The following is a 22,123-nucleotide window of genomic DNA, read 5'->3' as shown; positions in this document are numbered from 1 at the left end:
TTACGGCATTGTATCCCGGCATGTGCAATCGAGAAAAAGGAACCGCGGCACCAGGGAGAGGAGCACCGCGGTTCAAGGGGGGAGTCGTTTACTTCTGGGTCACGGTGGCCAGGTTCGCGCTGCCCAGTTGGGTGATGGTGGCGGTTTGGGCGATACCGCTCTGGTCGACGTACGCCTTGTTGCCCTGGCCTCCCTGGGTCACGTAGGCGACGTTGATGCTGTCAGTCTGCTTGATGGTGGCTTCGTTGCCGCTACCGTACAGCTGGTTGGTGTAGCTCTGGTTGCTGTACCCGGACTGGTCCAGCGTGATGGTGTTGCCAGTACCCTGGCTGTTGCCGTAGGCGTAGTTGTCGGTACCGCGTTGGTCGGCGATCAGGATGTTGTCCGTGCCGTTCTGCTCGAAATACAGCTCGTTGTTGCTGTCGGCCTGCTTGGTCTGCATCTGGTTGCCTTTACCCGTCTGGGACAGCGTGGCCAGCTGGTCAGATCCGTTCTGGGTCAGGTTGACGCCGTTGCCGTTACCGTTCTGGTTGATGGTGGCGTTCTGATTGGTGCCGAACTGGCCGCCCATCTTGGCGCCTTTCCAGTTGCTGGCGGTGATGCTGTTGCCATTGCCTTTGGTATTGATGGTGAGGTTGAGGTTTTCACCATTCTGATAGGTGAAATGCAGGTTGTTGTTGCCCGTCTGGGTGATGGTGGTGGTCGAGTTGTTGGTCTCGAACTGGTCCGACCAACTGGCGTTGGCGTTGCCTTGCTGCGACAGGCTGACCTTGTTGTTCATGCCAAAGCTCTGGTCGATATAGCCTTCGTTGGACTGGCCGGTCTGGACCACGGAAGCCTGGCTGCCAATCTGGGTGTCCTGCCACACTTCAACCGAGTTGCCGCCACCGTACTGGCCAATGCCAATGGTGCCTCCGGTACCTTCGCGTTGGTCGCCGTAAGCCCAGTTGTCGTGGCCATCCTGGTAGACCTGGATGTCGCCGTCCACATGGTTCAGGTGCTCGGCGGCGGCGTAGTTGTCCTGGCCGGTCTGGTTGACGGTACTGCGGTTGTTGCTGCCACCGAAGGTCTGTTCGATGAAGGCCTCGTTGCGCTGGCCGGATTGCCAGGTGGTGGCTTTGCTGCCTTCCTGGCTGTCCTGCCACACGGTGGATTTGTTACCGACACCTTGCTGGGTTTGCAGCGATTCGTTGTTCAGCCCTACAGACTGGCTGGCGAACGCATCGTTATAGCTGCCTGCGGCTTGCTGTTTGATCTGGCTGCCATTTTCGAACAACTGCTCGGCATAGCCCGCGTTGTACTGGCCGGTAGCACTCTGCTGGATATCACTGGTGCTTTCGGTTTGCACGGCCAGGTGATTGTGGCCCTTGCCGGTCTGGTTCTGGGTGGCCGAAGCGAAGGACGCCTGGGTCTGGCTGACTTCGGCGATGTTTTCCTTGCCGTCCTGGGTCTGGGACGAGGTGCTGTCAGCAGCCATGGCCTGACCAGCGAGGGCCAGGACGATAGCGGCACTTAACGGAGCGAGCTTGTACATGGTGGTGCCTCCAGGTCTATCGGTATTGGGTGATCTGAACATGCTGGCCATTGCCGGTCTGGGTCACGGAGCTGTTGAGGCCCGAGCCGGACTGCACGATGCTGGCGCTGTTGTCGTTGCCGATCTGCTCGATGGCTGCGCTGTTGCTGCTGCCGCTCTGGCGGATCGATGCGCTGTTGCCATTTCCCTGTTGGCTGATGCTGGCCATCAGGTCACTGCCTTCCTGCAAGATGTACGCTTCCTGCGCACCGCCGGCCTGGACGATGCGGCCCAGCAGGGCCTGGCCGTTCTGGTCGAGGGCGGCGCGGTTGCCCGACCCTTGCTGCTCGATCACCGCAGCCTGACCGGCACCGACCGGTAGCAGGCGGATGATCACCGGGTCACCGAGGTCGTTGCCGGGCGCAAGGTCGGCATTGTCCATCAGGTCGTCGGCCCAGCTGGCCTGGCCCACGAGGGCCAGGCTGAGCAGCAGTGGATACAGGCGTTTCATGGCGTTTCCCCGCCTTTACTGCACAACCACGTTGACGGTGCGGGTAGTACCCGGGCTGGTGGTGATGGTTGCCGTCGGCGCGGCGGTCGGGACTATCGTGGTGCTGTTGCTGACGGCCAGGCGCCAGCGGCCATTAACCGGCACTGTGGCGGTACCTAGCGTCTGTACCCCGGTGGTGGTGGTGACCCGGACCGTGACAACGTTGCCCGTGGTAACCGATGAGGTACCGCTGATATCCCAGTTGTAACGGTTGTTGGAGCGTGCCGTGACGGTGGCTGCCGTGACCGTGAAGGTTTCGGCGGCTGGCCGTGGCGACACGTTGACGGTGACCGTACCCGGGGTGGACAGCGCCCCCAGCGAGTCACGTGCCTGGTAGGTGAAGGTGGTGGTGAAGGCTGCGGTTACCGTGGCCGGTGGGGTGTAGGTCACCGTGGTGCCATCGGTGCTGACGGTGCCTCGGCCTGCCGCCGGTTGGGTGACGGCCGCAACAGCCAACGGCACGTTGCCTTCCGGATCGGTGTCGTTGGCCAGCACGTTGATGGTCAAAGGCACGCCCAGGGTGGCGACGGTTTCCGGGTTGGCGGTTGGTGCCCGGTTCGGTGCAACGTTGATGGTGACCGTGGCCGGTTCCGACTTCAGGCCCTTGGCGTCCACCGCGCGGTAGCTGAAGGTGGCCACCAGTGGTTGCGTAGCCCCGGCTGGCGGGGTGTAGGTCACCGAGGTGGTACCGTTGAGCACCACGCCGCCAAGGCCGGTGCCAGGTTGGGTGAGGTCGCTGATGGTCAGCGGCACGTTGCCGTCCGGGTCGCTGTCGTTTTGCAGCAGGTTAAGGGTGATGGGCACACCGACACTGGTGCTGCCGACATCGGCCTGGGCCAGCGGCGGCTGGTTGGCCGCTTCAACCGGTGCGTTGCCGACCACGATCACCGGTTCTACATCGCTGCCCCCGTGGGCAGACTTGACCGTAACGGTGGCCGGCGGTTGCGCCACGTCGTTGACCGTGATGCTTTGCAGCGTGCCTGCTTTCGACATGCGGCCGTAGCCTTGGGCGAGCATGTCGGGGATGACGACCTCGTCACTGGACCTGGCCTCGATCAGCAGGCGTTTGTTGGCCCAGTCATAGCGTGCAGTGCTGACCTTGACCACGTCGGTCAGCTTGCTCGACAGCGCGGTCGGCTGGGTGCCGCCAGCACTGTTGCTGGCGGTAACCACCACCACCGCAGGCGGTACGGCCTGGCTAAGTTGCTGGCTGAAGAACAGGCCGTTGTTGTCCGCCGTCAGGTTGAACTGGCAAGGCGAAGGGGGCGTGCCGATCAAGGCCAGGCCATTGCGCATGCACAGGCTGGCCTCTCTCGGGGCCTTGGCGAACACTTCTACCCGGGTGCCGCCACCGTTGCGCGAGTAGGTGGCTCGCTCCAGCGTGACCGGCGTTTGCGCGCGTTGGTCCAGCACCTTGCCCGAAACGGTGAACAGTGCGGTCTCGATGCGCCCGGGCGGGCCGTCGATGCGGATGAAGTTGGTGTTGAACGGGCTGCCGACCACGGCTTCCGGGCGATTCGGATCGCCGATGAACGTTTCAGTGGCGCCGGTATCCGGGTTGACCTCGGTATAAGGCCCGCCAACCCCGCGCAACCATGGCCCGAGTGCACCGTTGAGTGCCCCGGTGAAGTTGCCCGGTGCGCCGATGCCGATGTCGCGGGTGATGTTGATCGCCCGCCGGCCTGGCGTGGTGACGTTGACCGTTTCCACACCATAGGGGTGGGTAATGGTGTAGGTACCGGCGCGTGGCACCGAGACGCGGATACGAATGCGGGCGAAGCTCTGCTGGTCGCCGTCTACCGGGTTTTCGGCGGCAAAGGCCGCTTCCAGGCCGGCAACGTAGGCATCCAGTTCATAGCCGCTGTTGCCGACTGCCGGGATGGTGGCCTCGGCCAGGAACCAGAACATCTCTGGCGGCCAGTTGTCGGGGAACACCAACGGCAATGCATCGTCGTAGATGCCAGGCTCTGGCAGCAGGGTACACATGTAGGACGGCGCGGCGGGGGTGCCGGGTACCCGGGTGCTGGTGGCACGCGACTGGCACAGCTCCAGCGACTGGTTGAGGCTGTCCTTGTACCACATGGGGTAGCCGCCCGTGGCAAAAGTGTAGGGCCCCGGGTCGACTTCAGACAGCGCAGCGAAGGCGGCGCTGGTAACGGTGAGGGAAAAACCGGCGGCGAACAGCGCACGGCGCGACCAAGTGTTCATGCGGCCTCCTTGAAGGCTGAGCCTTTGTCTGTTCATGGCACCAGCACCACGTCTTCGGTGTCGCTACCGCCATTGGCACTGGTGACCTGCACCTTGGCCGGCGGGATGGGCGAGAGGGTCATGCTCAACGTTTTCACGGCGCCGGTGCCGCCAAGGTTGCCGATCAACGTGCCGTTGCCGGTGTGTGCGGTAAGCACTGGCGGGGTGGTTTCGTCGCTGGTACTGGCCACCAGGGTCAGTTCGCCCGTGGACAGGCGGTATTGGGCCTGGGTAATGGTTACCAGGTCGGTCAGCGGCACGTTGCGGGTGGCCAGGCTGCTGGTCGGGATCGCCACGCTGTTGTCGGCGGTCAGCGTCAGGATGCTGCCTGCCGCCGGGTTGAGGGCCGACTGTGCATACCAGGCACCGGTGCCGTTGGCCTCGGTGAGGTTCAGGCTGGGTGTTTGACTGGTCAGGGTGACGCTGGCCGGTGGTGGCGGGGCCATCACGAAGATGTCTTGCTGGGCGCGCAGGTTGCCGTTTTCGGTGTGCCGCGAATAGGTACTGCGCTGTGGCATCAACGGGGTTGGCAGGGCGACGGTCGAGAGCTTGCCGGATATCGAGAACAGCTCGGTACGCAGGTCGATGCCACCGGGGCCTTCGATGCGTACGAAGTTGGTGTTGAACGGGCTGCCGGTTACCCGTTCATCCAGGTTCGGGTCACCGATGAAGCGCTCGCTGCCTTCGGTGTAGGGGCCGTTGACACTGCGCAGGAACGGCCCGACATCGCCCTTGAGCGCGCCGGTAAAATCGCCTGCGCCGGCAATGCCGATGTCGCGGGTCATGTTGATCGCCCGGCGCCCGGCGGCGGGCACGTCGAACACTTCGACGCCGTAGGGGTGGGTGACCACGTAGGTGCCAGCGGTAGGTACATCGACCCGGATGCGCACCCGGGCGAAGCTGACCTGGTCACCCTCGACCGGCTCTTCGGCGGCGAATGCCGCTTCGATCGCGGTACCGTAGCTGAGGTCGATGCCGCGGGCGGCGTCGACGATGGCGGCGTCTGCAGTGAACCAGAACGCTTCGTCAGGGAAGTTGGTGGGGAAGACGATGGGTTGCGTATCGTCGAACACGCCCGGCGTGGGCAGCAGCGTACACATGTACGCCGGTGCGCCGGGCGCGCCGGCAACCCTGGAGCTGACCGCCTTGGTCAGGCACAGGTCGAGGGTACGACCGTGACTGTCCTGGTACCAGGCAGGGAAGCCGCCGTTGGCGGGGACGTAGGCGCCTGGATCGACAGCGTTCAGGGCAGCCTGTGCCGGGAGCTGGAGCATGCCGGCGAAAATCGCCACTGCCAGCGGGTGGGGTATCGGTCGGTGCATGAGTCTATTCCTCCTGCAAACGGGCCCATGGACTTGGGGCGTCTGGGAGGAGATCGGCAAGAGCTGTGCCAAAAGCTGGAAAGTGCCTTGCAGGCCTTGCGGCACAAGGGATCCAGTTTTAAACCAGGGCCTTTCACACATCGTTGATGGTGGGCACCGTTCCCCCAGAGTTGGGGATTGGGGCAGGCCCTCGCGACCCAACAGTTGTGCCAGGCTCCAGATACTCCTAATATTGATAACAATTCTTATTTGATGCATGCGTCATGCTTGTCCGCAATGGAGTGCCGTGCCCCGATGCCCCCATCACCCCCACCTTCAGACGTCGGCAGCCTCTACCACCTGCACCACGGCTGGGTCCGCAACCTGTTCCGTCACAAGCTAGGCAATGCGCACGACGCCGCTGAACTGGCTCATGACGTTTTCCTACGCTTGCTCAGCAAACCCCGCACCTTTGCCAGTGACGCTGACGCCAAGGCCTTTCTGGGTGCGATGTCACGCAACATGTGCGTCGACTTCTGGCGCCGCCGTCGGGTGGAGCAGGCGTGGCTGGAAGTAATGGCTGAGCGCCCCGAAGCCTTCCAGCCCAGTGAGGAGCACCGGGCCTTGATGCTGGAAACCCTGTTACAGGTGCAGGCCATGCTCGAACGACTGCCCGCGACCGTGGCCGAGGCGTTCGTCTTGGCCCAGGTGCATGGCCTGGGTTACCGCGCCATTGCCGAACAATTAGGGGTAAGCGAGCGGACCGTGACCAGTTACATGGCGAAGGCCATGTTCCACTGTGCAGTGCTTGAGGCTGAGCTGGCCGGGTTGAAGGTGCTGTGAGTATTCAGGCCTTGGACCACCGCGTGTTGCAGCAGGCCGCCGACTGGTATGCGCGCCTGGCCGGGCACCCAGGCGACCTGGCGCTGCGAATGGCTTTGGAGCAATGGCTGGTGACGGATGAGGCACATCGTCAGGCCTGGGCTTTCGTCGAGCGGGTCAGCGAGCGTTTTGCACCGTTGCAGCCAGAAGCTGACAGCGCCAGTAACGTGCTGAAGCAGATACGCCATGGTGATCAATCGCGGCGAGCCATGCTGCGCGGCGTATTGACCGTAAGCGGTGTCGGTGTGCTTGGCTGGCTAGGCTGGCAAGGTGGGCTGCGTCAATCCTGGCTGGCCTCGCAGGCCAACCTGCACACTGCCATCGGCCAGGTCGAGGAGCGCCTGCTTTCCGATGGGACGCGCCTGTGGCTGAACAGTGGCAGTGCCGTCGATGTGCGTTTCGATGCCCGGCACCGCGCGCTTTACCTGTACCGTGGCGAAGTACTGATCGTTACCGCTGCCGATGCGCGGCCGTTGCAGGTGCATACCCGCCAAGGCAGCCTGCAGCCTTTGGGCACGCGCTTCAGTGTGTTGCAGGATGACGGCCGCACGCAGCTGTCGGTATTTGCCGGCGAAGTTCTGGCACGCTGCGCCGAATCCGGCTTACAGCAGCGCGTAATAGCGGGCCGGGCGGTCAGCTTCGACAGCCAGCGCTTTACCGACCAGCACGAGGCCGCAGCAATGCGCGAAAGCTGGCGGGAAGGTGTACTGCTGGCGCGTGATACCGACCTGCGCAGCCTGGTGGCCGAGCTGGCACGTTACCGCCCCGGCTACATGGGCGTCGCACCCGAGGTGGCTGATTTGCGCATCATGGGTTCCTACCCGCTGCACGACACCGACCAAGCCCTGGAAATGCTGGCGCACACGCTCCCGGTACGCATCGAGCGGCGCCTGCCGTGGTGGGTGAGTGTGGAGCCTGTCGACTGAGCCCTGAAAAAAGTTTTTCTGGCAGCTTCCGGATTTTCTGCGTCATCCGATTACTCCCGGAACCCACTGCCCAGTGATCCTTCAAGGACTTCTCGATGCTGCCTGTTCACCGTATTCAACCCCTTGCCCTGGCCCTGGCGCTCAGCACGCCGTTCACTGTCACGCTTACCCGTGTTGCCCAGGCCAGCCAGACCGACCAGGCGCAAGCCTTCAACCTGGCCGCCGGCCCACTGGACATGCGCCTGACCGAATTTGCCGCGCAGTCCGGGCTTTATCTGAGTGCCGAGCCGCATCTGCTCAGCGGCAAGCGCAGCCAGGCGCTGCAAGGCCGGTATTCTGCCGAGCAGGCCTTGCAGGTTTTGCTGGCCGGCAGTGGCCTTAACGCTGTGGCCATGGGCAATGGCCGCTACCTGGTACAGCCAGCGGCGGCGGCGGGCACGCTTGAACTGGGTGCTACCACCATTGGCGCCAGCCTGAATGAGCCGGCTACCGAAGGCAGTGGCTCGTACACGACGCCTGTTGCCACCATTGGCAAAGGTGTCAAGCGCATCAAGGACATCCCGCAAGCGGTCAGTGTGCTTACCCGCCAGCGCATGGACGAGCAGGACATCACCAGCGTGACCGATGCGCTGGCCAACTCGCCGGGCATTACCGTGGTGCCTTCCTTTACCGGCAGCCAGTTCTATTCCCGAGGGTTTTTCATCAACAGCTTCCAGTACGACGGTGTGCCACTGGAGCGCCAGCTCTATGCCCGAGGTTCCAGTTTTACCGGGCAGACCGCAATCCTGGACCGCGTGGAGATACTGCGTGGCCCGCAAGGCCTGCTGGAAGGTGGCGGCGACCCGTCAGGTGCAGTGAACCTGGTGCGCAAGCGTCCGACGACCGAGGCGCAAACGCACCTCAGTGCCAAGGCCGGCTCGTGGGATCACTACGCCATGCAGGTTGACACCAGCGCGCCGCTGGATGCGCAAGGGCGCCTGCGTGGCCGGCTGGTGATGGACTACGACACCACCCAGTCGTTCGTCGATTACGTGCAGAGCGACAACCAGACCCTGTATGCCGCCCTGGACTACGACCTCACAGACAGTACGCTGCTGGGTCTGGGCTATAGTCACGAACGGGTCGATGCCACGCCGTACATGATGGGTATCCCCAACTACAGCAACGGCAGCATGCCCCATGTAGGCCGTTCCACCTATTTGGGCGCGCGCTGGGACAACTGGGACAAGACCCAGGACACCTACTACCTCGACCTGACCCAGCGCCTGCCCGGTGACTGGACCCTCAAGGGCAGCCTGGTGACCATTCGCGAGTTCAACGACTTCAAGTACCTGCAGCGTCGGGGGCGCATGGGGCCTGGTTATACCCTGGCGGGCGACGCCTATGCCTTCGACTATTTCTCCGAACACTGGGGCGGTGACCTGAATGCCAGTGGTGATGTAACACTGTTCGGCCGACGCCTTGGCCTCACTGTTGGTGGCAATTACTCGCGACTCAAGAGCAATGACATCTGGGGTGCCCGCTACAACTACGTCACGCCGATCAATATCTTTGATTACACCCCGAGCGCAGTCGAGCCCAGAGACGACTCGATCTATGCCGCCAACCAGTGGCTCGACGGCTACACCTCCACGCAGAAGGGGCTGTATGGCGTTGCCGACTACCAGCTGACCGACCGTTTGCAGTTGATTGTGGGCGGGCGGGTATCCACCTTCCGCACCGTCTTCGATTCCGACGGGCCATGGGGTGTCACCCGAAGCACAGCACAAACGCATGGCAAGGTCACACCCTATGCCGGGTTGGTCTATGCCCTGGATGAGCAGTGGAATGCCTACGCCAGCTATACCGAAATTTTCAAGCCGCAGACGCAACGCACTGCCCAGGGGAACCTGCTGGATGCCCGCACTGGGCACAGCTACGAAATCGGCCTGAAAGGCGAACTGGCCGATGGCCGTGTCAACACCACGCTGGCGCTGTACCGCATGGAGCAGGACAACATCCCGCTGCCAGATGCCAGCGTCGGTTCGGACATTGCCGCACGCTGCGGTGGCACCTGCTACAGGCCGGCGGGCACCGTGCGTAGCCAGGGCCTTGAGGCCGAGATCAGCGGCGAGGTACTGACTGGCCTGCAACTGTCTGCCGCCTACACCCTCAACCTGCTCAAATACCTGGATGAAGAGCCTGCCGTAGCCGGCAACATCACGGGCAACACCGAAACGCCCAAACACATCTTCCGGGCCTGGGCCAACTACCGGTTGCCTGCCGCTTGGCGACAGGTCACGGTGGGCACTGGGGTGAATGCCCAGAGCCACGCGGCAGGGTACGGTTATTACGGGCGCGAGCAGGGCGGTTATGCGGTATGGGATGCCCGCCTGGGCTACGACGTGGATGAGCATTTGAGCGTGGCGGTCAACTTCAATAACCTGTTTGACCGGCGCTACTACCGGGCAATCGACTACGACCACAACTTCTTTGGTGACCCGCGCAATGTGTTGCTGAGTGTTGATTACCGGTTGTAAACGGTGGTCCATTCAAGTAGTTGGGGCCGCTTTGCGACCCATCGCCGGCAAGCCAGGCTCCCACAGGTACAGCGCAGTGTTTGAGGTTGCACAGGTCCTGTGGGAGCCTGGCTTGCCGGCGATGGGCTGCAAAGCAGCCCCAAAATCCTTGATTGACAGGCATTATTGCTCAAGCCTTTCCACCTTTTCACGCCGAGCCAAGCCATGCAGCCCCTCGACCACCTGTCCCTGAACCTGTTCATCGTCGTTTGCGAGGAAGGCACCATCGCCCGCGCCGGCGAGCGTGCTTTCATGGCGCCGTCCGCCGTCAGCAAACGCATTTCGGACATCGAGGCGCGCTTTGGCACCGCCTTGCTCAAACGCAGCAAACGCGGCGTAGAGCCCACCCCGGCGGGGCTGGCCCTGTTGCGACATGCCCGGGAAATGACCCGCGCCATGGAGCGCCTGGACAGCGAACTTAGCGAATACGCCGAAGGTGCACGTGGCCATGTGCGGGTACTGGCAAACGTGTCCTCGATCATGGAGTTCCTGCCCGAAGAACTCTCGGCGTTCATGCTGGAAAACCCGCTGATCCAGGCTGACATCGAAGAGCGCTTCAGCCCCGACGTGGTGCGCGGTGTGGCGGAGGGCAATGCGGACCTGGGGATTTGCCGCAAGTCCATGGCGGTGGGGGACCTGGAGTTCGTGCCTTACCGACAGGACCACCTGGCGGTGGTGGTGGGCGCCGAACACCCCTTGGCCGGGCGCAGCCAGGTTGCCTTCGAAGAGACGCTGGCCTACGAACACCTGGGCCTGTCGGCGTTCGCCACCTTGAACAGCTTCATGCGCAAGAGTGCAGAACAGGCCGGCCGGGAGCTGCGCTTTCGTTCGTATGTGTCTTCGTTTGACGCTGCGTATCGTCTGGTGCAATTCGGCCTGGGCCTGGCGGTGTTCCCGCAGGAGGCCGTGGCCCGCTATGCAGCGCTGTTCGACCTGCGGGTGATTCCGCTGACCGACGACTGGGCGCTGGGCGAATTCGTCATCTGCATGCGCGACAGGCACACGCTGTCGCTGTCTGCGCGGCGCCTGCTCGACCACCTGTTACTGCGCGCACCGGCCTGGCAAGTGGCAGGCTGATCCATCGTGGCTGACGATGGATCAGCCCGCGAAACACGTCTTTTCTGCTTGTCATGCAGCTCTTAGTCTGGCGCAACGCTTCAGACAGAGAGACCGTGATGACAACAATAACAATCAACGAAGTCGGCATGCGCGATGGCTTGCAGAGCCTGCAGACAATCATGCCGACGGCCGCCAAGCGCCGCTGGATCGACGCCGCCTACGCCGCTGGCGTGCGCCACATGGAAGTCGCCTCGTTTGTGCCGGCGCGCTTGCTGCCACAAATGGCCGATGCCCGCGAAGTGGTGGCCCATGCCCTCACATACCCGGGCTTGCACGTCACCGTGCTGGCCCCGAACCTGCGTGGTGCCCGGGACGCGCTTGAGTCCGGCGCCCACCGAATCGTCGCCCCGGTATCGGTCAGCAAGGCGCACAGCCTGGCCAACGTGCGGCGCACACCCATGGAAATGGTCGAGGAACTGCGGCGCATGTGCCAGCTGCGTACCGAAATGGGCCTGCATGAGGTGCAGGTCATGGCGGGCATGTCAGTGGCCTTTGGCTGCACCCGCCAGGGTGAAGTGCCGCTGGCCGACCTCTGCGCACTGACCCGCCACGTGCTCGAAGCCGGTAGTGACCTGGTCTCGTTAGGCGACACCACGGGCTACGCCAACCCGGGCCAGGTGACAACGGTGCTGCAGGCTGTGCGTGCGCTTGCCGGTGATCGTCTAAAGGCTGCGCATTTCCATGACACCCGTGGCCTGGCCCTGGCCAACAGCCTGGTTGCGGTGCAACAGGGCATCCGCGAGCTGGACGCCTCGCTGGCTGGCCTGGGGGGCTGCCCGTTTGCCCCTGGCGCGTCTGGTAATACCGTCACCGAAGACCTGGTGTTCATGCTGCAGAGCATGGGCTACGACACGGGTATCGACCTGTCTGCGCTGATCGAGTCGCGCCGGGTACTGAGTGAAGCGCTGCCGGACGAGCCACTTTACGGTTGCATTGCCCGCGCCGGATTGCCGCTCGACTTCGCCAATGCAGCCCACCACGCCTGACCCGCACGCACGAGGAATATCACGATGTCCAGACTTCCCTTGGACGGCATTCGTGTCGTCGAGATTTCGCACATGGTCATGGGCCCGACCTGCGGCATGATCCTCGGTGACCTTGGCGCCGAAGTGATCAAGATCGAACCGGTGCGTGGCGACGGCACGCGCCGGCTGCTGGGTGCAGGGGCGGGTTTTTTCCGCACGTTCAACCGCAACAAGCAATGCATCGCCGTCGACGTCGAAACGCGTGAGGGCCGTGAGGCCGTGCTGCAGCTGATCGACACCGCCGATGTGTTCATCGAGAACTTCAAGCCCGGGCGCATGCGCAAGCTGGGCCTGGACTACGCCGCGCTTCGCCAGCGTAACCCTCGGTTGATCTACGCCTCGCACAAGGGCTTCCTCAGCGGGCCCTATGACAACCGCCTGGCGCTGGACGAGGTGGTGCAGATGATGGCCGGCCTGGCCTACATGACCGGGCCAGTGGGCCGCCCGCTGCGCGCGGGCAGCTCGGTGAACGACATCATGGGCGGCATGTTCGGTGCCATCGGCGTGCTGGCCGCGCTCAACGAGCGCCACACCACCGGCACCGGCCGCGAAGTACAAAGCGCCCTGTACGAGAACTGCGTGCTGCTGGCCGCCCAGCATATGCAGCAGTACGTGGTCACTGGCGAGGCAGCGGCGCCGATGCCCAATCGTATCAGTGCCTGGGCCATCTATGACGTGTTCACGTTCGCCGGTGGCGAGCAGATGTTTGTCGCCGCCACCGGTGAAGGGCAGTGGCATGCGCTGTGCCAGCTGCTGGGGCAGACGGCCTTGCTGGATGACCCTGCGCTGGCCAGCAATAACGACCGCGTGTTGCAACGGCCGCGCTTGCTCGCACACCTGGCCGAGTTATTCGCACCGCTGAACGCCGGGCAATTGGCACTGCAGCTGGAAGCCAATGGCATTCCCTTCGCCCCCATCCGCCGCCCGGAAGAATTGTTCGATGACCCACACCTGCAACAGAGCGGCGGCATGGCCGACTTGCAACTGGAAGACGGCAGCCACACGCCGATGCCGTTGCTGCCGCTGTCGCTGGACGGCCAGCGCCTGCAACCGCGCCGAGCAATTGCGCGGATTGGCGAGCATACCCGGCAGGTGATGCGCGACCTGGGCTATAGCGATGCACACATTGCCGAGCTGTGCGCGGCGGGTGTGTTGAAAACCGACGACGCGGCGTGAGGAGGGCTTGAGATGGCGATCTATCAATACGACACCCTTGCGCCCAGCCTGCACCCGGAAACCTACGTTGCCGAGGATGCCAGCGTGATCGGGGACGTTACCCTCGAACAAGGTGTCAGCATATGGCCACAGGCCGTGCTGCGCGGAGACAACGAACCCATCCGGATTGGCCAGCACAGCAATGTACAGGAAGGCGCGGTGCTGCATGCCGACCCGGGCTTTGCGCTGACCGTGGGGCAGGGCGTCACCATCGGCCACCAGGCCATGCTGCATGGCTGCACCATTGGTGATGGGGCGCTGATTGGCATCCAGGCGGTAGTGCTCAACGGCGCGGTCATCGGCAATAACTGCCTGGTCGGTGCTGGCGCAATCGTCACCGAGGGCAAGGTGTTTCCGGACAACTCGTTGATCCTGGGGGCGCCGGCCAAGCTGGTGCGCGAACTGACACCGGACGCCATCGCCGCCATGCGGCGCAACGCCACCGAATACGTTGGCAAAGGCCAGGCCTTCAAGGAAAAACTGATCCGCATCCGCTGAAAACCTGCAAACGGCGCCCGCCGAGGCGCTGCTGCTCTCCAATAATTACAAGAATGGAGATCCACCATGGTTGCCATGACCGGCGAACTGGCGCGTGAGCGCACCGACAGCCACATCAACGAACTGCTGCTTTACCGCCGCGTGGCCTGGCGCATCATGCCGCTGGCCATCATCTGCTTCCTGTTCTCGTACTTCGACCGTATCAACATCAGTTTCGCCAAAGCCCAGATGCAGCAGGAACTGGGCCTGAGCGATGCCGCCTATGGCCTGGCCGCAAGCATGTTCTTCGTCGGCTATGTATTGTTCGAGGTGCCCAGCAGCCTGGGCCTGAAACGCTACGGTGCGCCGGCCTGGATCTGCCGGATCATGGTGTCGTGGGGCCTGGCCACGGCCGCACTGGTGTTTGCCTATACCCAATACACCCTGTACTTCCTGCGCTTTTTGATCGGGGTGATGGAGGCCGGTTTCGGCCCGGCGATCCTGTTCTACCTGGCGTGCTGGTTCCCCCGCAAACACCTGGCAAAGATGAATGGCTTGTGGTTCCTTGCCGTGCCGCTGGCCGGCGCGGTGGGTGGCCCGGCAGCGGGCTTTTTGCTGGGGACAATGGACGGCGTGCTGGGCCTGGCCGGTTGGCACTGGTTGTTCCTGATGTCTGGCCTGCCGTGCGTGGTGCTGGGCCTGCTGGTGTTGTGGAAGCTGGACCGCGACATCGACGCGGCGAAATGGTTGAGCCGTGAAGAAAAAGACGTGTTGAAGGAAAACCTGGCTCAGGACAAACGCACCGAAAAACCCATCCTCGGCTCGATCTGGCGGGTACTGCTGACCCGTGAAGTCGCGATCATGGCGTTCATCTACTACGTGGTCAAAACCGCGTCCTATGGCCTTAACTTCTGGATGCCACACCTGATCAAGTCATCGGGCGTGCAGGACATGCTCTGGGTCGGCGTGTTGTCGGCGTTACCCTATGCGGTGGCCTGTATCGGCATGGTGCTGCTGACCCGGCGCTCCGACCGTACCGGTGAACGCAAGCGCTACCTGGTGTACTGCCTGCTTGCAGCGGCCATCGGCTATCTGCTGGCGTGCCTGTTTTCCGACTCGTCACTGGCGATGATGGCTGCACTGGTGCTGGCCACCGCAGGCACCTTTATCGCCATCCCGATCTTCTGGACCATTCCCCAGTCGACCTTCTCGGGGCTTGCGATCGCCACCGGCACCGCTGCGATCAACTCGGTGGGGCAACTGAGCGGCATTGTTGCACCGGTGATGGTGGGCAAGATCAATGACCTTACCGGCAGTACCTACATGGGCATGCTTTCGATCGCCCCGCTGATCCTGATCGCCTGCCTGGTGGTGATGCGCTATGTGCGCAACCCCAAAAGCTGATTGGCGCTGAGTCTTCGAACAACAACAAGAACAAGGCACACCCATGATCATTCTTTTCCGGCGAGCATCGCTGATGCTCGCGGCGCTTTGCTGCGCCTGCCAAACCGCCCAGGCTGCCTTCATCGATGACGGCAGCGGTAACCTGGAACTGCGCAATTTCTACTTCGACCGCGACTTTCACGGTGACAGCGCCACGCAATCGCGGCGTGCCGAATGGGCTCAGGGCTTCATGCTGCGCTTGCAGTCCGGCTATACCGACGGCGTGGTTGGCGTCGGCCTGGATGCGGCAGGCATGCTTGGATTCAAGCTCGACTCCTCGCCAGACCGCAGCGGAACGGGGCTGCTGCCCCGAGGCAGTGACAAGCGTGCTGCGGGTGACTACGCCAAGGCTGTGGCCACGTTCAAGGCCAGGCTGGCGCAGACCGAGTTGAAAGCCGGTGGCCTGAGCCCGCAGTTGCCGCTGTTGGCGTCCAACACCAGTCGACTGTTCCCGCAATGGTTCAACGGCGCGCAACTGGTGAGCAAGGATCTGGACCGGTTGGTGTTCACCCTGTTGCAGGTAGATGCCACCAAATTGCGCGACTCCACCGACTTTGAGGACCTGACGGCCATGGCGCAGCAAGGGGCCTATTCGGCAACGGTCACCACTGACCGGCTGTACTACGCCGCTGTCGACTACCTGCCATCGAACAACCTGACCCTCAGCCTGCACACCAGCACGCTCGAAGACCTGTTCCGGCGTGATTTTGCCGGGTTCAAATTCAAGACCCGCCTAGGGCCGGGGGATGTCTTCACCGAGTGGCGCTGGTTCAATGCTCGCCAGCAAGGCCGGGCATTGCTGGGTGAAGTCGACAACCACACCCTCAGCACCAACGTCGGCTACAGCATTCAGGGCCACACGTTCAGCGGTGGTAATCAGAAGGTGAGCGGTGACACGGCGTACGCCTATGTGGGCGGTACCGATACCTACCTGTTCAGTGAGCAGCAGGTCAGCACCTTTGCCCTGGCCAACGAGCGTGCGTGGATGCTGCGCTACGACTACAACTTCGCCGCCTTGGGTATCCCGGGGCTTACGTTCAATGTGCGCTATGTGAAGGGTGACCAGGTGGAGCCGCAGCGTATAACCAGCGCGAAGGGCAGGGCGCTGGCGGCAGGCGATGGAGAAGGGCGGGAGTGGGAGCGCACCACGGATATCACCTACGTGGTGCAGTCGGGGCCACTCAGGAATGTGTCGCTACGTTGGCGAAATGCGAGCATGCGCTCGAACTTTGCCGATGCGGCGGATGAGAACCGGGTGCTTGTGGGGTACACGGTCGAATTTTGAACATCATGGGGTCGGCGCACCCTTCGATTTCGGCGTACGCGGTTTGCGTGGTTTTTTCTCCGGACGCTTGCCAGGCTTGAGCTGCCAGAGATCGGCGTTGGCAAGCAGGCGCTCTTGAATGGCGGGCGGGTAGTCGCTGAGGATCGTCACCGGTGGGACGGGTTTGCCAGGCATACCCGCCTCGCGGATCACCTTTGGCCAGCGCGGTCGCCAGCACAGCAGCAGGCTGAGCCAATGGCCGGTACCTACGATGACGAAGGCGGGCCAGATCATGAGCAGGACGACTTTGAACAGCCAACTGCTTTTGCGGAAGAAGCGGCCAAGGCCTTCGAACTGGGCGCCGAAGGCCTGGATGGGTGAGGGTAGCTGGGTACTCAGGCGAGGGCGGGGGACGGCGTGCGGACCTTCCTCCATGTAGCGGCGGATGAACTCCCACTCGTCGCGGAGTTCACTGCCGCCTTGGCCTTGTTTGCCGATCTGGGCTATTTCCATGTGCGGGAGGCCGGTACGGCTCGGGTGCCAGATTAGGGCAAGTCGTATTCCGGTGCTAAGCCAATCGTCTTCCGAACTGATGCCCGTGCTCCACGTTGCCTTCCATGGGAAGGTTACTATCCCCCCACAATAGCTGGGGCGATGAAGATGGACCTGTTGAGTCTTTCGATTGAAGCGAATCAGCAAATGGCGGCTGGTCAGCATTTCCAGCCTGGTTAGATGTATTCCATATTTTGAGTAAAGGTAGAGTATGGCTGATGTAACTGAGAACATTATAACTGTGGTCAGAAGCGTGACTGCGGATCGCCCTTCAGGATCCGTGATATCCATCCATAGAAAACCAGTGGTTGTGATGAGTGCGGCAGCGATGGCAGGAGCGATAGCCCCGAGCATTGCGAGTGTGATAAGGCCACGCTTTTCTTCTGAACCTCCGCAGCGCATTTCTAAAAAGGTGTCGTTAAAAGCAAAAACAGGTCCTCTAGAAATTGGTGTGTCACTGACGGATCGGAAGTGCATTTCTTCTTCTATCTCGTTTTCATATAAATCCTGGCTATCGCGCTTTTCTTTGGGTGTCAGTTCCGCTTCGTATGCTTTACGTGCGGCCTCGGATTCAGTGGCCATTTTCCAGAACCCCCATTCGACCAAGTACATTAAAGGACCTCACTGAAAGCTGAGTATAGTTCTGCCAGTTCTTCTTCGTCCGAATAGGGCTTAGAGCTTTTTATTAAGCGGTAAGTGCTGCGTTTGCACCATTTTTCCAGTGCGTCGTCTTCGAATATGTAGATTATTATCGTCAAGGCCAGACCTACCCAAAATGCTCCTAGTATTAAGCGCGCAAGCAATAGGCGAGCGGCTTGCGTTCCAAGGTTTTTTGCTAAAATACTCATAGACTTGGAAAGCGCACGCACGGCTTTTGTTTTAGCGTTCTGAGACAGGTAGTCGAAGAGAGGTTTTGCAATCGCAATGGCCGTTCCTAACTCAGCCAACGAAAGGGTTATTGTCGCCATCCCTCTTACAAGGTACGTAGTGGCTAAAATCCTCGATCTTTTTTGAGTCTGTTTGGTGCGTCCAACGTGACTATTGTTGAAATGTTCATACCAATCTGTGAAATCCCACCACGCGAGCAGCGAACCTCCGATACCCGCCAATCCAGCGCCCCACAGTTTCAACCTTCCCAAAGTCGCTGCTGCCCCTTTCCCGGTCACACTCTTAGCGCCGTATCGAGCTACCACTTGGTCCACATAGCTGGCGCCAATTTCAAAGCCCGCCGCCGCCGTGGTCATCGCGGCCGCCAAAAGTTCGGTTTTCACCCGCGCATCGCTCTCGGGCAGCTCCCGCGCTTTGAACGCCATCAGCATGCCTTCCAGCAGGCAGACCAAGCTGGCGGCACGCACTTTATAGAAGTCACTCTTCTTGCCGTCTGCTTGCATCAAGCTTTCAGCCCAGGCCTGGTCCAGAAAGCGTGCAATCTGGCCACCGCTGCGTTGAGAACTGAGCGATTGTCCATTTCGAGCGGCTTCGCTCAGACGAATGTCGAGCGCGGCCTCATGCACCGACGCAAACAACGTCAGTCGCAAGCCATGGTGCAGCGCCCGGTCCGCACTGCTGGGGGCGCCGGTGCGCAGTACCTGTCGCCCCAGCACAACATACCAGGCATGCAGGCCGATGCTGGCGGTGTTGTTCTGCTTTTGCAGTTCCTCGTACAGCGAGTTGATACGCCCAAAGGCGTTCGCGGCGATGTGCGCCTGTCGGGCGAGCGCTTCGCGCAGCACGAAGGATGACTCTGCCGGTGGTTCAGCTTTGGCAGCCGCCAGCAGCGCCGCCAGCTCTTCCCGGATGTCGTCCTGGTTGTAGCTGATGCCGCGCATCGCCAGGTTGCCCCGGTCCGCCACGTCACTGCGCCACCAATGGTCCAGCACTTTCGTGCCCCAGTCGCTCAGCTCCATGCCGATCACGCACTGGCCGGTCTGCTCGGCAAAGGCCAGGCCGCTGATCAGGTCGGCGTTGTCGTAGCGGTCCAGCGCTTGCAGCAGGCGTTCGCTGATCACCCAGCGGGCATGGTCCTTGGCGCGGTCTTCGGCGGCTTGCTGGGCCTGTTGCATGGCCTGCTCGAACGCGTCGAGCTGATCGTGCATGGCCTGGCGGTCGACCAGGTGGCCGTATTTCTGATCGAACTTCTTGCTGAATTCGCCGGCGTCCTGGCGTGCCTGGACCTTGGCGCGGATGTCGCGCTCGAACTGCGCCATGTGCGGCTTCATGCGTTCGTCATGGGCGTCGGCTTGCTGCCTGGCCCGTTCGGAAAAAGCGTAGATCTCCGCATGCAGGTGAGGCTGGTTGCGCACTTGCTCGGCCATGACTTCGCGCTTGACGATCTGCTCGGTCACCATCTGCGGGTAGAGCTTTTCGATCTCCAGAAACGATTGCGCCACCAGCAGCTTGCGCTCGTTGTCCACGCCGGGTTCCACGGTGCGTTCCAGCCATTTCGTTTTCACATCATCGACCGCGGCATTGCGCCAGGCGTTGAGCTCCTGGGTAATGCCGATGGCGTCTTCGATCACGATGGCGGCGCCACGGGGTTTGGTCTGGTTCACTGGCGGCGCCAGGGCCTGGCGTGAGGCGTGGGGCGAGACGATCTGGTCGTTGTTGAAGGGTTGCAGGTCCAGCAGCGCTTGCAGGTCGGCATCGTCCCGGGCCTTGAAGTCGGCTACCCAGTTCAGTTGGTCGTGCTTGAGCACGTGGGGCTGCGGCGGGGCGTCGGAGGGCTGGATGAAGCGGGCGATATCGATGGCGGGCAGGCTGTTGCGGTATTCGTCTTCGAGCAGGCGGTAGTTGTCGAGCAGGCGCGGGGTGAGGGGGGAAGGGCTGAACAGCGGACGCAGTTCCTGGATGTCGTCGAGATCGTAGAGGGTGATGGTCCAGCCGAAGCTGCGGATGATGTCATCCAGATTGCCAGTGAGGGGGGCGGGCTCCCACGGCGCGTCGGCGCTGATGTACTGCAGTGACCCGTTGGGTGCCACACGATACTGGCTGTGCCATTCGTAGGCATCTGCGCTGTGGCGCTTGATCAGCAGGTAAAGAAAGCCCTCACGCAGGGGGCGGATGGCGTAACCGGAGTGGGTCATCTCGCCCACGTCCTGGAACGGGCTGAGATAACCCGGCAGTTTGGGCAGGCGGGCGCGTTGTGCCGGGTTGCCGCCGACAGCGGCGTAGCGCAGGGGTAGCAGCTCGAAGCGGCGGGTGCAGTCGGCGACCGGGCTGTTGCGCAGGGCAGGGCGGTAGCCGGTGGTGATGCGCCGGCAAAGTTCGAGGGTTTCGGTAAGCGAGTCCATGTTGTGTACCTCAGTCCTTGGCGTGCAAGCATCGCTGCACGTTGTCGATCAGGGGTGTTTGCTGCGTGCGGGTAGCCGCGATTGCGTCTTGCCAGGCAGGCGTTTCAGATAGTTGTTCACCGTTGCGGGCCATCATCAGCACATAGCTGATCAAGTCCTGCTCGCGGTCCAGCCCTTGTTCACGGGCCTGATTCAGGTGGTGCTGGATCAGGCCAACCCGCGTACCGTGGCAGACAGCCGTAAAGGCCGCGCAGGACGGCTCGTGCTTCAGCATTTCGGCAAGTTGATAGCTCAGCGGGTCGCCGGCCAAGGCTGCCCAGCAGTCTTCGCTCAGGGTGATGGGCGGGACATGGATCATGCGAGGCTGGTCGCCGCCAGCGATTTGCACCCACAACCTCTTGTGCGGATGCGCCACCGGGGCCCACCAGCAATGAATGGGCGCCAACCACTCGGTCACGCCAGGCAACTCGCGGCAGGTATCCAACACTTGCAGGACGGCTGCGGTGTGGTAGCGCAACAGGTAAGCGTGGCCATCCGGCCCGGTAACGGAGTTGGCCTGGCTCAAGTGCTGTACAAGCTGGGCGGCTGGCAGCGCGCTGACTATCCAGCCACTCACCGCACCCGTTGCACCTTGCTCCAGCTGCCACTGGAAATCGTACTGGCCTGAGACATCGGAACCTGGCCTGGAGCCGAACAACCAGGGGCCTACCGCGCGTAAATTGCTGAATTGGGCCTGTTGTAACAAAGGCCAGCAGCGCCCCGTGTAATGTTGGGTCAGCGTTTCCCGGGCCCGGGGTGAAAGGTTGGCCATTTCAACGACGGCACTCAGGCGATAGCGGTCGGATGTGCGTAGCACTTCTACCATTGCTCTGATGAATGGGCTGGGCATCAGCTGGCACCCTCCATGGGAATCATGTTGTGGCCGGCGGCGATGGCTTTGAGCAAGCAACTCAGACAAATCGGCTCCCCAGGCTCAGGTACGCCCGAAGTGGCAGTCATGCGCTGGCTGCCCTTGGCCTGCTGGCTGACCGGCCCCTTGAAGTCCAGCGCAAGGCCGTCCAGCGTGATGCCGGCGCCGTCGATTCGCAGAAGACCTGCCGGGCTTCTGATCGTCAGGCTTTCGCTGACCTGGATGTCGTAAACCTTGGTGGTGTGCCGAATAGCCTCGCCGGTCTGCAATGTGCTGTGACCGGCCACGACCTGTTCGAGATGGCCACCGATCTCTACCGTGTGGTTGGCCTTGGTGAGGTCCTGCCGGTGATTGCCGACGTGTTCGATTCGGTCCTTGCCTGTGGTGATGGTGTGGGTGCGGCCAATGCTCAGGCTGTCGTCATTGCCAACTTCATGTGTCCGGTTCTGGCCGATGCTTACGGTCTCGTTCCGGGCAACGTCTTCAAGACGGTCCTGCCCAATCGAAATCGTTTCGTCCCGTTCGACGCGTTCGGTGCGATCGTTGCCCACTTGCGTGGTATCGTCGTGTTTGACGATGTTGTTCTGGTCCCGCTGGGCATGGATGAACACTTCCTCTTTGCCCAGTTCGTCCTCGAAACGCAGTTCGTTGTAACCATCACCTTTATGGGTCTGGCTCTTGATGGTCATGCGTGTCTTGTGTTCGGGCAGGTCGTAGGGCGGTAACTGATCACCGCAGTAGGTGCGCCCGGTGATCATCGGCTGGTCCGGGTCGCCGTTGACGTACTGGATGATCACGTCCTGGCCGATGCGCGGAATGGCCATCGAGCCCCAACTGCCACCGGCCCAGCC

General features: G+C 62.2%; 17 protein-coding genes. 9 read left to right on the top strand and 8 right to left on the bottom strand.

The features are described 5' to 3' along the window. Positions 1-88: 88 nt before the first annotated feature. Genes N436_RS23645 through N436_RS23630 form a run of 4 tightly spaced genes read right to left on the bottom strand, consistent with a single transcriptional unit; the run spans position 89 to position 5,632 of the window. The gene (locus N436_RS23645) at positions 89-1,534 is read right to left on the bottom strand and encodes a curlin (protein WP_105947644.1); all 1,446 of its coding nucleotides are present in this window, start codon (positions 1,532-1,534) and stop codon (positions 89-91) included. Positions 1,535-1,550: 16 nt separating this feature from the next. Next, the gene (locus N436_RS23640) at positions 1,551-2,024 is read right to left on the bottom strand and encodes a curlin (protein WP_105947645.1); all 474 of its coding nucleotides are present in this window, start codon (positions 2,022-2,024) and stop codon (positions 1,551-1,553) included. Positions 2,025-2,039: 15 nt separating this feature from the next. Continuing rightward, entirely contained in the window at positions 2,040-4,271 is a 2,232-nt protein-coding gene (locus tag N436_RS23635; protein WP_105947646.1) for an Ig-like domain-containing protein, read from the bottom strand. 32 nt (positions 4,272-4,303) lie between these two features. Beyond that, positions 4,304-5,632: a hypothetical protein gene (locus N436_RS23630; RefSeq protein WP_110742082.1), complete on the bottom strand. Its 1,329-nt coding sequence runs from the start codon at positions 5,630-5,632 to the stop codon at positions 4,304-4,306. Between the two features lie 294 nt (positions 5,633-5,926). Here N436_RS23630 and N436_RS23625 point away from each other — a divergent pair, with 294 nt between their 5' ends. From N436_RS23625 to N436_RS23585, 9 genes are all read left to right on the top strand, one after another. Continuing rightward, positions 5,927-6,454 (top strand): sigma-70 family RNA polymerase sigma factor, encoded by a 528-nt coding sequence (locus N436_RS23625; protein ID WP_105947648.1) that lies wholly within the window; start codon positions 5,927-5,929, stop codon positions 6,452-6,454. Then, complete coding sequence (locus tag N436_RS23620; RefSeq protein ID WP_256589726.1) at positions 6,451-7,419, top strand: FecR domain-containing protein; 969 nt, start codon at positions 6,451-6,453, stop codon at positions 7,417-7,419. Before N436_RS23625 ends, N436_RS23620 begins: the two co-directional genes overlap by 4 nt. Before the next feature lie 95 nt (positions 7,420-7,514). Then, the gene (locus N436_RS23615; RefSeq protein ID WP_105947649.1) at positions 7,515-9,938 is read left to right on the top strand and encodes a TonB-dependent siderophore receptor; all 2,424 of its coding nucleotides are present in this window, start codon (positions 7,515-7,517) and stop codon (positions 9,936-9,938) included. Between the two features lie 204 nt (positions 9,939-10,142). Then, positions 10,143-11,054, top strand: coding sequence for a LysR family transcriptional regulator (locus N436_RS23610; RefSeq protein ID WP_110742130.1), 912 nt, complete (start codon positions 10,143-10,145; stop codon positions 11,052-11,054). Positions 11,055-11,152: 98 nt separating this feature from the next. Next, entirely contained in the window at positions 11,153-12,082 is a 930-nt protein-coding gene (locus N436_RS23605; protein WP_110742081.1) for a hydroxymethylglutaryl-CoA lyase, read from the top strand. Positions 12,083-12,106: 24 nt separating this feature from the next. Then, complete coding sequence (locus tag N436_RS23600; protein WP_105947651.1) at positions 12,107-13,297, top strand: CaiB/BaiF CoA-transferase family protein; 1,191 nt, start codon at positions 12,107-12,109, stop codon at positions 13,295-13,297. Positions 13,298-13,309: 12 nt separating this feature from the next. Next, the gene (locus tag N436_RS23595) at positions 13,310-13,834 is read left to right on the top strand and encodes a gamma carbonic anhydrase family protein (RefSeq protein WP_105947652.1); all 525 of its coding nucleotides are present in this window, start codon (positions 13,310-13,312) and stop codon (positions 13,832-13,834) included. 66 nt (positions 13,835-13,900) lie between these two features. Next, complete coding sequence (locus tag N436_RS23590; protein ID WP_105947653.1) at positions 13,901-15,217, top strand: MFS transporter; 1,317 nt, start codon at positions 13,901-13,903, stop codon at positions 15,215-15,217. A gap of 43 nt (positions 15,218-15,260) precedes the next feature. Next, positions 15,261-16,541, top strand: a complete 1,281-nt coding sequence (locus N436_RS23585) for an OprD family porin (RefSeq protein WP_110742080.1) — start codon at positions 15,261-15,263, stop codon at positions 16,539-16,541. Between the two features lie 3 nt (positions 16,542-16,544). Here the strand turns inward: N436_RS23585 and N436_RS23580 are convergent, their stop codons facing one another. The 4 genes from N436_RS23580 to N436_RS23565 all read right to left on the bottom strand — a co-directional run. Continuing rightward, on the bottom strand, positions 16,545-17,684 hold the full coding sequence (locus tag N436_RS23580) for a DUF6708 domain-containing protein (RefSeq protein ID WP_110742079.1): 1,140 nt from the start codon (positions 17,682-17,684) through the stop codon (positions 16,545-16,547). Continuing rightward, positions 17,684-20,362, bottom strand: a complete 2,679-nt coding sequence (locus tag N436_RS23575; protein ID WP_110742078.1) for a T6SS effector BTH_I2691 family protein — start codon at positions 20,360-20,362, stop codon at positions 17,684-17,686. The genes N436_RS23580 and N436_RS23575 overlap by 1 nt, the downstream gene beginning before the upstream one ends. A gap of 10 nt (positions 20,363-20,372) precedes the next feature. After that, positions 20,373-21,251, bottom strand: coding sequence for a DUF4123 domain-containing protein (locus N436_RS23570; protein WP_110742077.1), 879 nt, complete (start codon positions 21,249-21,251; stop codon positions 20,373-20,375). Beyond that, a partial coding sequence (locus tag N436_RS23565) for a type VI secretion system Vgr family protein (RefSeq protein WP_256590021.1) occupies positions 21,251-22,123 on the bottom strand: 873 nt, incomplete at its 5' end. The genes N436_RS23565 and N436_RS23570, both read right to left, overlap by 1 nt.

This window comes from Pseudomonas sp. RV120224-01b (assembly GCF_003208145.1).
In the GTDB taxonomy this organism is placed as follows: domain Bacteria; phylum Pseudomonadota; class Gammaproteobacteria; order Pseudomonadales; family Pseudomonadaceae; genus Aquipseudomonas; species Aquipseudomonas monteilii.
The sequence above is the reverse complement of the archived record's forward strand: the minus strand, read 5'-3'. Positions and strand labels throughout refer to the sequence as shown.